At 57.7% G+C, this 10,681-nt stretch carries 13 protein-coding genes and 1 tRNA gene; 8 read left to right on the forward strand and 6 right to left on the reverse strand.

Features of this window, described 5'->3' with window-relative positions; translation table 11 throughout:
* From Q0239_RS00350 to Q0239_RS18135, 5 genes are all read left to right on the forward strand, one after another.
* On the forward strand, positions 1–445 hold a 445-nt coding region (locus tag Q0239_RS00350; RefSeq protein ID WP_298596637.1), incomplete at its 5' end, for a non-heme iron oxygenase ferredoxin subunit.
* A gap of 184 nt (positions 446–629) precedes the next feature.
* On the forward strand, positions 630–1,964 hold the full coding sequence (locus tag Q0239_RS00355; RefSeq protein ID WP_237863165.1) for an SRPBCC family protein: 1,335 nt from the start codon (positions 630–632) through the stop codon (positions 1,962–1,964).
* A gap of 9 nt (positions 1,965–1,973) precedes the next feature.
* Entirely contained in the window at positions 1,974–2,474 is a 501-nt protein-coding gene (locus tag Q0239_RS00360) for an aromatic-ring-hydroxylating dioxygenase subunit beta (protein WP_006018766.1), read from the forward strand.
* 146 nt (positions 2,475–2,620) lie between these two features.
* Positions 2,621–3,802 (forward strand): FAD-dependent oxidoreductase, encoded by a 1,182-nt coding sequence (locus tag Q0239_RS00365; protein ID WP_006018767.1) that lies wholly within the window; start codon positions 2,621–2,623, stop codon positions 3,800–3,802.
* 49 nt (positions 3,803–3,851) lie between these two features.
* Complete coding sequence (locus Q0239_RS18135) at positions 3,852–3,947, forward strand: DUF2274 domain-containing protein (protein WP_367276052.1); 96 nt, start codon at positions 3,852–3,854, stop codon at positions 3,945–3,947.
* A gap of 313 nt (positions 3,948–4,260) precedes the next feature.
* On the opposite strand, the gene Q0239_RS00370 is transcribed toward Q0239_RS18135, so the two are convergent.
* From Q0239_RS00370 to Q0239_RS00385, 4 genes are all read right to left on the reverse strand, one after another.
* Positions 4,261–4,584: a hypothetical protein gene (locus Q0239_RS00370; protein WP_192817750.1), complete on the reverse strand. Its 324-nt coding sequence runs from the start codon at positions 4,582–4,584 to the stop codon at positions 4,261–4,263.
* A gap of 153 nt (positions 4,585–4,737) precedes the next feature.
* Complete coding sequence (locus tag Q0239_RS00375; protein WP_006018769.1) at positions 4,738–5,937, reverse strand: nucleotidyltransferase; 1,200 nt, start codon at positions 5,935–5,937, stop codon at positions 4,738–4,740.
* Positions 5,934–6,950 carry a CBASS cGAMP-activated phospholipase gene (locus Q0239_RS00380; protein WP_298596653.1) on the reverse strand — a complete coding sequence of 339 codons (1,017 nt, stop codon included), beginning with the start codon at positions 6,948–6,950 and terminating at the stop codon, positions 5,934–5,936. The genes Q0239_RS00375 and Q0239_RS00380 overlap by 4 nt, the downstream gene beginning before the upstream one ends.
* Before the next feature lie 5 nt (positions 6,951–6,955).
* Positions 6,956–7,180: a DUF2188 domain-containing protein gene (locus tag Q0239_RS00385; protein WP_006018771.1), complete on the reverse strand. Its 225-nt coding sequence runs from the start codon at positions 7,178–7,180 to the stop codon at positions 6,956–6,958.
* Between the two features lie 134 nt (positions 7,181–7,314).
* On the opposite strand from Q0239_RS00385, the gene Q0239_RS00390 reads away from it, so the two are divergent.
* Both Q0239_RS00390 and Q0239_RS00395 read left to right on the forward strand, forming a co-directional pair.
* On the forward strand, positions 7,315–7,629 hold the full coding sequence (locus Q0239_RS00390) for a helix-turn-helix domain-containing protein (protein ID WP_013500416.1): 315 nt from the start codon (positions 7,315–7,317) through the stop codon (positions 7,627–7,629).
* 10 nt (positions 7,630–7,639) lie between these two features.
* Positions 7,640–8,521, forward strand: coding sequence for an ImmA/IrrE family metallo-endopeptidase (locus Q0239_RS00395; protein WP_006018773.1), 882 nt, complete (start codon positions 7,640–7,642; stop codon positions 8,519–8,521).
* Positions 8,522–8,966: 445 nt separating this feature from the next.
* On the opposite strand, the gene Q0239_RS00400 is transcribed toward Q0239_RS00395, so the two are convergent.
* The gene (locus Q0239_RS00400) at positions 8,967–9,911 is read right to left on the reverse strand and encodes a site-specific integrase (RefSeq protein WP_298596658.1); all 945 of its coding nucleotides are present in this window, start codon (positions 9,909–9,911) and stop codon (positions 8,967–8,969) included.
* 209 nt (positions 9,912–10,120) lie between these two features.
* On the opposite strand from Q0239_RS00400, the gene Q0239_RS00405 reads away from it, so the two are divergent.
* Positions 10,121–10,450 carry a hypothetical protein gene (locus Q0239_RS00405; protein ID WP_298596661.1) on the forward strand — a complete coding sequence of 110 codons (330 nt, stop codon included), beginning with the start codon at positions 10,121–10,123 and terminating at the stop codon, positions 10,448–10,450.
* A gap of 97 nt (positions 10,451–10,547) precedes the next feature.
* Here the strand turns inward: Q0239_RS00405 and Q0239_RS00410 are convergent.
* Positions 10,548–10,632 (reverse strand) — tRNA-Leu (locus Q0239_RS00410).
* Between the last annotated feature and the right edge of the window lie 49 nt (positions 10,633–10,681).

Raw genomic sequence — 10,681 nt, forward strand, 5'->3', positions numbered from 1 at the left:
CCGACAGCAAACAATGGGAAGCGAAGCCGGGCACCGAGGCCTGGAAGAATATGTTCGGAAAGAACTGAAGTTCGCAACAATCCAAAAGCGAGCGTCGACTCGAATGACTAACTGGGTAAAAGCCGCTCTTACGAAAGATGTGTCGGATGACAGCATTCAGCAGCTCAATATCAACGGATGCAAAGTTGCGCTCTACCGCTGCGGCGAAGAGTATTTTGCCACGTCTGACGTTTGTACTCATGCCTATGCACTTCTGTCCGACGGTTGGCTCGATGGTTACGAGATCGAGTGCCCGCTTCATGGCGCCCGCTTCGATGTTCGAACGGGCGCGGCGTTGACCTCACCAGCAGAAACGGCCCTGGCAACCTATCCTGTTCGTGTCGCCGGTGATGCTGTGGAAATCGATGTCACCTCGGCACCGTCTAATCCCGACGCGTCAACCTAACTTAACGGCAAGGGGGGCGACGATGTCGCCATTTAGTGTGACGCCCCCATCTCGTCCGAAATAGCCGCTCCGCTTTGCTACAAGAAAAATAGAGGAGGTCGAATTGACCAGCTTCAGGTCGGAAGTACCCAGCCCTGTGAGGCCGAGCGACGGTGGTGTCAGAGGTGGGCCAATCACACCCGAAATGGTTTCGAAGCTGCTGGACGATCGACCCGATGACGGAATATTTCGGGTAGATCGGACGGTGTTCACCGACCAGGATATTTTTGAGCGCGAACTTACTCACGTTTTCGAGGGGACTTGGGTTTTCGTCGGGCTGGAAAGTCAGTTACGCAAGCCGAATGACTTCGTGACGACGTACATCGGGCGCCACCCCGTCCTGATTACAAAGGACGGGACTGGAGAAATTCGATGCTTCTTTAACACCTGTCGCCACCGCGGGGCGATCGTTTGCCCCTTTAAGAAGGGCAATCAGAAATTCCATGTTTGTCGCTATCATGGGTGGTCGTACGATAGTGCCGGCAAGAATGTTTCGATGACCGATGAGAAGGATGGCCAGTATCCGCCGTCCTTTCTTGCGGATGATCATGGCCTCAAGCCTGTTCCCAAGATTGCAAGCTATCGAGGGCTTCTGTTTGCAAGCGTGTCGCCCGACGTGCCGACGCTAGAGGAGCATCTTGGTGACGCGCGCGCGTTTATCGATCTCGTTGTCGATCAGGGCATCGAAGGGCTGGAGTTCGTTGACGGAAACGTAAGCTACACGTTCGACGCCAATTGGAAGCTTCAGTTCGAGAACGGGCTTGATTATTACCACTTCGCTTCAACGCACAGTTCGTATATCGACGTTCTCAAGAAGCGTGAAGTGCGGAGAGGACCGCTAGAAGTAAAGCCGTGGAATCCGACAGAGACCGACCCCGACGCGCAAGGAAGCTTCAGCCTGGCGAGGGGGCACGCGATGATGTGGTCCATTCATGCGTCAAGGGTTTATAAGCTCCGCCCTCTCAATCAGGATGGCAAACTTCTGTCGACGGTTCAGGGGCAGACTCGGGAAGACAAGCTCAAGTGGATGTTTCGTCAGCGCAATCTCACGATTTATCCTAACCTGCAGATCGTTGATATCGGCACGCTGCAGTTGCGGACGTGGCGGCCATTGGCTCCGGACAAGACGGAGATTACGTCTCACTGTCTTGCCCCAGTTGGTGAAAGTGACGAGGCGCGCCGCGTTCGCATCCGTCTGTATGAGGATTTCTTCAATCCGAGCGGTCTTGCGACGTCCGACGACAACGTCATGTACGAGCTTTGCCAGACCGGCTACGGAGCTCGTTTCGCTGGTCCTACGCAGGGGTATGCGCGAGGCTTGAGGCCGAAGTCCGGCGAGGCACTCAACTACTCTTCCGAATTGCAGGTTTCACCTGATCGGTGGACCTATGGAGCGCCCCTGTTCGGCGATGAGACATGCTTTCATTCCGGTTACCGGGAATGGCTGCGCCTTATGACTCGTGATCCCTCGGAAGGCTAGGTTAGCGACATGTCAGAGGATGATTACCTGAAGATTGCTACTCGCGTTCTCTTCACGGAGGCAAGACTTCTGGATCAGAAGAAATTCCGCGATTGGGTCAAGCTCTACGCTGACGATGCGATTTTCTGGGTGCCGGCCTGGAAGGACGAGTACGAGACGACGTCCAATCCGAACCGCGAGCTTTCAATGATATATCATGAGAACTCATATGGGCTGAGTGACCGAATTGACAGGATACAGTCGCGAAAGTCCATCACGGCGATGCCGCTTCCGCGCACGGTTCATTCCTATACGAACATCATGGTCGATGCGGCCTCGACGGATTCGATCGAGGGAAATGCCTGCTTCACGGTTCATACGTACGATCCGCGCGCTTGTAAAAGCCATACCAACTTCGGACGCCTTGAATTTCGGCTGCGCCGTCTTGGAGAGGCTTGGCTGATCGGATTCAAAAAGATTTCCCTTACGAACGATCAAATGGCCACTGCGCTCGATTTCTACAGCGTCTAGCAAGTGCGTCGCAGATGAATATCAGCAGAATCTGCCAACTAGCCTTCGGCTGAAGGTATTGAATGTGAGAGTGCTCGGCGCCTGTCAACGGCGGATAAGGAGGACGGGCGCGCCGAATGTGCCCTTCCCCTACAGGGAGCGCTAAAATGCGTTTTGTGATTGTCGGAGCAGGCCTCGCGGGGCACACAGCCGCCGTGCATCTTCGCGAGTTGGCGCCACAAGCCAAGATCGATATTCTCGGAGACGAACTCGGCCTGCCGTATGATCGCCCGCCGCTGTCCAAAGAAGTCCTTGGCGAGGGCGCACCGCGCTATCTGGCAAACGCGGAGACCTATCATGAGAACGGTATTTCGTATCATCCCGGACAAACCGCGACGCAGATCGATCGAAACCGCTCCGAAATTCTAACCGCTTGCGGAAATGCTTATGCTTACGATCGGCTACTCCTCGCGACCGGATCGCGGGCGAGAAAATTGCCGGATAGCGTCGGGCAAAGCTCGAAAATTCTCTATCTGCGAACGCTTGAAGACGCGGTTCGCTTGAAATCCGTGCTTCGGGAATCGCGTCGAATTGCTGTGATCGGCGGCGGGTTCATTGGGTTAGAGGTTGCTGCCGCCGCTCGAGCGATGGCCTGCGAGGTTTTTCTGTTTGAGATGACGGATCGGATACTATCTCGCGGCATGCCTGCTATCCTGAGCCGTTGGGCTGAGAAATTGCATCGCCTGAACGGAGTCCAGTTCGAATTTGGCTCAAAGATCGATTCAATTCATCATCAGGATGATGGTTCGTTGCGATTGCGCTGGAATGCATTCGCAGATGTCGACGCAGTCGTTGTCGGGATCGGGGTTCAACCCAACACCCAACTTGCATCGGACGCGGGGCTGGACGTCGATGATGGTATTGTCGTGGATGATCGCTGCCAGACATCTGATCCGGCGATCTTCGCTGCGGGAGAGGTGACGTCACACCCCGTCTTAGGCGGCGCGTTTCGTCAGCGACTTGAGTCCTGGAAGGTGGCCTCGGGCCAATCGCTGGTCGCGGCGAAATCCATGGCAGGGATTGACTCGCATTATGCGGAGCCGCCGTGGCTATGGTCGGACCAGTTTGGACACAACATTCAGTCGTTAGGAGTGCTGCAAAATGCTGACCGCAGTGTCGTGCTGGACGATCCTGAAACGAACAATTGGACGGCAATCTTCCTCGATAGTCACGATAAAATTGCCGGCGCAATCGCGGTGAACAACGGCCGTGATATTTCGATGCTAAAGCGTGCCTTGCTTCATGACGGAATCATTCCAGAGAAACTGCTCAATAGAGCCGCCAGATAGCGCTCCTATTACGTGTTCATCATGAGAACCGAGATACCGAGCGATATGCTTGGCTTCGACCAAACTCATTGCGCCTATGTTGGCGCGGTTCATGGCGACGGACAGAAGCTTTTTTGAAGGCTCGCCGAGTGCGTCATTTCGCTAAGCGAGCCGAAGGGTAGCCCTCGGAGAGCATCCTCAGGAAAGAGTCAGAGCGGGGTTCCCATTGTCGGCTCTCCAATAGGCCGAATAGTAAAGCCGGTTTGGGCCCGCGCCATGCGCAGTTTTCGTTGCCTATTCCGAAGCTCTAGCCGGGACCGCGTTCGCAGCCGCGCCTTCCCGATCCGGCTAAGCTGGTCCCGCCGATGTTCAAGTGCGTCATGGCGGCGGATAAGGGGCCGGAAGGCGAGAGGAAGTTGTCAGTTAAGGTAGATAGCATCAAAGCAGAAGGGGACGCCGCATGTATTGTAATATAGCCGTCAGATCCTCGGTTGCCGCGTCGCGCGACGCACCCGTCGACCATAACGCTCGTTATCCGTCGGATCGGGGTGCTTGCCGCCGCCCTTCCAGTCGTCGGAGATCAGCCAGTCCTCGAAATAGTAAAGCCACGTTGTGGCCCAGGGTACGAATGTCTGATCGATCCGCATCGTGCCGGTCCACTCGCGCGTTCCTGGCAACGTGAGGCACAGGCGCAGGGGATCATGATAGACGTGCGGCAGGGGCCGCTCACCCGCCAAAGCCGAAAGCTCGGGGTCCGTGACGAAGACGCTTGGTGTTTCGCCCCGCTGAAATGTAATGCGCATGGAGTATTCACGGCTAAGGGGCGTCGGCCTGTCACGATAATCCCAAATAAAGCCAGTCGCGTGCAGCCGGCCTGTCCCCGTACAGATGGGATTGGCGCGCAGAAACATAAACTGCTGCGCGGGCGTCAGGTCTGGGCGGTCACGCGAAAACACCTAGTCACCGAAGAACGTGTTGGAGCGAACCGGCGTCGCATTGGCCGCGCTGGACAGCGTGAGCCCGACCGTCGGCGCGACGTAGAGCTTCTTGGCCGTGCGTGCCTGCGAAATGCTGTCGGTGCGAGCATCGATAACTTTGCGAACGACCGAACTCCCGAGGCTTCCTTCCAAGCTCTTGCCGATAACGTCGATGCCCTGCAAATCCGGAAGGGCCTCGAAGTCCGCCAGTGCCTTCGCATGCCACTCGTAGAAGGCGGCGGCGCGAGCCGGCTCAGTATTCCAGCGCTCGGCGAAGTTCTCGCCGACCGTGGTTTCGTTGGCCACCACATAGATCCGCCGACCATTGACGACCGGCTTATCGATGAAGTGTGGCATCAACCGAATGGTCGCGATCAGAACGTCAAGTTCGGAATCGAAAACAAAGCTCTTGACGCAATACTCATACGACTGTGCCGCGAGCGTGGTGATGATGATGGAGATCGGTGCGATCTCCTCGACGACTTCCAGGAAATGCACATCACGATGCCGCTTGAGGATCTGCACCGTCCGCCGCAGGATGCCTTTGGCGGTGCCATGCACAGGGAAGGGCTCGACGGCCGCACGGTCCTCGGCAGCGAGAGCCTTTTGCATCCGCAAGGTGGGGATTAGGGCTGCCCTGCGTTCAAAGAGCGCCTTGTAGCCTTTCGGATTCGTCGGTTTGAATTCCCGCAGCTTCTTGTCGGGAACCAATTCGCCGCCGTTGGCGCATTTGGCATTGTTGATCGTCGGCGAGATGTCGAGATGATATTCGCGTGCGTAGTTCAAGCGCCAGCAGCGCTTCTTCTCTTCGAGCATGGCAGCGTAGCGCGCGTTCTCCTTCAGGCGATCGCCGACAATGCGTTTCAACTCTGCCGGTGGCCGGTCAGCGGTAAAGCGCAGCACCTTGCAGATGAGATCGACGTCGAAATCTTCGCGCCCGATCGGTTTGACCGTCGTGCCGAGGCCGGTCGAGCCGTGAGCATAAATATCGATCCACTTCAGAAGAGGGTTGTCCGACCCGGAGAGCCATTCCGCGACAGCCTCGTAGCTCGTCCGCGCAGCCTCAAGCTGAGCAGCGGTCAACTCCAGCGCTTGGCAAATCTGATCGAGGAGCGAGTAAACCTCGGCTTTGCGCAAAAGCAGATGCGTCTGGGGAGGCGCCGTGAACATCTGATTCATGGCTCAATTCCTTTCACGGTGTAGATAGGTTTGAACGATTCGGCAGTTTCCGTCAGAAAAACGGGTTCAATGCGAGGACGCTCCTTACGAGCTGATGAGGCGCCCATGCCTTTGAGTTGCGCGATCTTGCGCGTGTCATCGAGATTGAAGAAATCCTTCGGCACATCCGGGCAGCACCGGAAAATCGCCTCACGTTCGTATTGATGGCCGGTAAGCAACTTCGCCATACCAAGCGCGCCATGCGACTGGCCGTCCATGAACAGGCGGGTCACATCCTTTGCGAGACCGCCCCAACCAGGCGCCTCGCCGATCATGTAGACCTCGTTGACGCAGCCCAGGCTCAGCACTCGCAGACTGCTGGCCGGCCAGTCGAGCAAAGTGACGGCCTCGACCACCGCCAACGCGATCGGGTTGTTGGCCCATACGCCGCCGTCGAGCAGACCGACATCCTCGGCGGTCCGGTGGCGCTTGTAGTAGGTGGGCGCGGCGGCCGTCGCCATCGCGGCATCGACGGCGAGGCGCTTGTAATCGGTCTTGAGGCGGGGGAGGAGCCCCGTCTTTGAAAAATAGACACCGCGATGGTCGGCATCCCATGCGGGAATCACCAGTCGCGTTCTCGCATCCCCAATGCGCCTGCTGCCGAGAACTGTAGAGAGTTCGCTCCGCAGCAGATCAGCGTCATGCTTCGGGGTGACGATGTGCTTGAGGCGACGCCACGCGTCGCCGGCGAAGCTCGCCAGAGCGCCGCCCGACTGTCCAAAAATGTGTGGGCCGCGACGGACATAGAGGTCAAGGAGATCACGCGCGGGAAGACCCATCGCCAATCCGATCGCCAGAATGCCGCCCGTGGACGTTCCTGCGATCAGATCGAAATACTCTCCGATGGGCCGGTCGAGATCCTCTTCCAGAGACGTAAGAAAGGACGCCGGCTGCGTTCCCATGATGCCGCCGCCGTCAATCGAGAGAATTCGACGAATCGGCGGTTTATCTGAAGGAACTGCAACCTGCGTCATGTCGCTTAGCCCTTCGGAGGATAGGGATCGTGCCCGTAGGAATTCTTGTCGCGAATCCGACCGTCCGGCCGATGAATGACGACTTCGCTCTGCTGGTTGATCGCGATCTCCCGTGCAGCCCGTTCGGCATCTCCCTGGGTCGGATGGATCGAGGTTGCCCTCTCATTCCTTTCGCCACGCACGGCCCATTCGTCACCGTGCGGAACGACATGCTGATTCTTGCCTGCCATGCTCACAACTCCTGATTCCTTGACCTGATTCGCAAATCGTAATAAGTAGCTATACGCTCTGTCATAGCCTGAGCCGAAGAAATAGCCCCGCGGGGCTGTCGACGATCTAGACATGGAACTCTATACGATCTGTCATGGCCGAGTCAAGCGCACCAAAAGACTTCGCCTCTCGCCTGCGCAAAACGCGCGAAACGCGGGAGCTAAGCCAATCCGAACTGGCCAGGGAAGCCGGCATGCAACCTTCGGCCATCGCCCATTTTGAGGCTGGGCGCCGCAAGCCGTCGTTCGACAACGTGCGAGCGCTCGCGAAGGCGCTGAAGGTCTCGGCCGACTACCTACTCGGGGCGCAAGCCGCGACGACCGCCTTTCGCGACGAAGACAAGCTGAGCGCAAAAGATCGACTTTTTATTCAGAACATCATCGACACAATGATTAAGGACAAGAAATAGGGGGCGAAACATGGCGGGCTTTCGGTTGAAGATGGCAACCCAGCACGGCGAAAAGGTCGCTGAGGAATTTGGCTTCAATCAGTTTCCAGTTAGACCTCGAGAGATCGCCAAGGCCAGGGATATTGTCATCCAGGCGAAACCAGCCGAAGTGACGGGCGTGTCCGGCGCGATCATCTTCGCCGGTGATTCGGCCACCATCATCTACTCCACCGAGCACGGCAACGAAGGCTTCGAGAATTTCTCCATTGGCCATGAGCTGGGGCATTGGTTCCTGCCGGGCCATCCCGAGGAGATTATCAAGGCCGGCGGCGCGCACATGTCCCGCGCCAATTTTACACAGAATACGTCGATCGAGCTGGAGGCTGACCACTTCGCCAGCGGCCTTCTCTTGCCGTCCAATCTCACACGCAACCTGCTCTCCAATTATCAGATCGGCCTCGACGGCATTCTCAAGCTGGCTGAGAAGGCCCATTGTTCGATCACGGCTGCCGCGATTCGGGCCGCGGAGTGCGGCAGCTATCCGATGGCGATCATCGTCAGCAAGGGCAACGAGATCGCATATGCGTTTACCTCGGAGTCTTTCAAGAATCTCGGCAAGCTAGCGTTCTTGCGAAAAGGCGCTCCTTTGCCCGACGGAGCGACGCAGAGGTTCAACGCGGATGCGGCGAATGTCCTTCGCGCCGAACGCGCCGTTGGTGAAACCGACTTGGCGACATGGTTCGACGGCCCGGGTCGGATCACTCTTGATGAAGAGATCATCGGCCTTGGCAAATACGGCTACACCTTGACCGTGTTGACCAGCGAGGGGCTGCCCGAAGCCCCTCTCGATGAGGAGGATGAGGATGCTGAATTGGAGCGAAGCTGGACACCCCGCTTCGCTTATGGCCGGTAGCCACATCCGACATTGGGCCGATTAGCAGGGCCATGCTGCGGGCCGTGGGATTGCCCTCGAACTAATACGGGTGTTGCACCCCCCGCAACCATCCCCTCTTCGAAACAGTATTATGACCCTTCCGGTAATTTCGGCTGCCGGAGATGATATTTCGGACGTGGCCGTAGTCCAGGAAGGTCGAAAATGCTTTATCTTTCAGCGGGGGCTGACTGACACTCTCTCCGTCGCACTGCTTCTCCATTGTATCCGGCCGTTCGAAGCCACGGCAAAGCATTGGATCTAGGCGACAACGGCTGTTGCGGTTATCTCAGGCGGACAAGCGCAACGCGATGCAACGGATGCGAAATCGATCCTTCCAGCACGAGATGCACAAGCGTCGACGATTATCACATGAGCTTTGCGACGGGTTGAATTGGGCAACTTAACAGGCCTGATGATAGGCGACTCAAGCCTGCGCGCCTCCCTTGATCGGCATCACCTTCTTGGGATCGAGCCAGTGGTCGATCCGATCAGCCCAATGCTGCATCAGCTTCGTGCGCGAGCCGATCAGCGCGAGGGGTCCGTGCTTCTTGTAGAGACCTTCCACAGTAGAGTTATCGAGATGTGCGAGCTGCAGCTCGACGACATCGCCATCCCATGCCTTGGCGTCCTTGATCTCTTCGTGGTGAGATAGAGTCGAGAACGTGGTCCGGAATCCGTGGGCACAATGATCAGTCTTGGTATCAATGCCAAGCAGCCGCAAGCGCTTGTTGAGCGTATTGTTTGATAGCGGCGCGTCCTTCGAGCAGGAAAACGCGTACCGGCGATGGCCGGTCAGCTTCTGGACGCTACGCAGGATCGCGAGTGCCTGTCGTGACAAGGGCACAACATGGTCCCAACCGGTCTTCATCTTGGGAGCTGGAACAGTCCAGCGTTTGGCATCCCAATCGACCTCGCCCCATTCCATTTCATTGACCATGCCGGGGCGGGGAATGGTCAGCGCATTGAAGCGCAAGGCAAGGCCAACGACGTCACCAAATCTCGCTCTCGTCCACGGTGCGCTGATAAGTTTGAAGACGCGCGTGACGTCGCGTGGTTCGGTGACACCGGGACGCGGCGTCGAAATGTTGGCAATCATCTGTCCATTCAGGTTGCGGAATGGATTGTAGCCGTCGCCTTCGACGTCGGCATAGTCGCAGATCTGCTCGCCGATGCTGCGCACTCGGTCCCGGGTTTCCAGCCTTCCCTCTGCTTCATATGAACGCATGAAAGCGAGCACGTCGGGACGCTTGATGTCCTGCCTGCACAGCTTGCCGAAGCGAGCCTTGACGTAGCCGACGCGCAGCTCGAGCACCTCGACGGTCTTGGGGTCGCGCACTGCGACGATCCTGCCGCGCTTGACTTTCTCCACCTTCTTCTTGGCGAGCCACTCATCGGCCCATTGCGCGAAAGGCCGGGCGGCGGCCTGCTTGTGCTTGTCGAGCTGCTTCTCGATGCTCGGGTCTTTGCCTTCCTTGAGCAGGTCTTTGGCCTTGTCGCGCTCGCGCCGCGCGTCTGCGAGCGAGAACGTGCATCCCTGCCGTTGCCGTAGGGGCCGATGGAGTAGGTTTTCTGGCGGCCGTGGAAACGGTAGTCCATCCGCCAGAGCTTGGAGGCAGCGTTGCCGGGCCTGCTCACGTCCGGCGTGACGAAGAGATAGAGCCAGCCGCCGGTCACGTCGGAAATCTTAGCGGGACTCCACGCGCCATTGTCGAATTTCGGTCGGGCGGCGCGGCAGTCGACGTCGGTCTTAATCTGCTTGGGATTGGCGCACGCGCCGTCGTTCTTGCCGCCCATCGGCTCAATTCCTTCATTCGGCAAAGCGAAAGTCGCCGTGAACGTTTGTTCTCCCGATACCAGCAAAAATACCAGCAAATCGGGCGGCTGGGATCGGAGGAGAACAAACGGTGACGAACTAGAACGTACGCGGAAGTGCCTATTTTTCAAGGCTTTCCGAGCACGGTGCGGACGGTTGCGGACGTTTCGGAACGGGCTTGAACAGCCTGGTTGGTGCCCCTGGCCGGAATCGAACCAGCACTCCTTGCGGAACTCGATTTTGAGTCGAGCGCGTCTACCAATTCCGCCACAGGGGCCCTCGGACATCGGCGGATGGGCCATTGTCGCGAAGCGGGCGGAATATAG

It is taken from the genome of uncultured Sphingorhabdus sp. (assembly GCF_937872355.1).
GTDB lineage: Bacteria > Pseudomonadota > Alphaproteobacteria > Sphingomonadales > Sphingomonadaceae > Sphingorhabdus_B.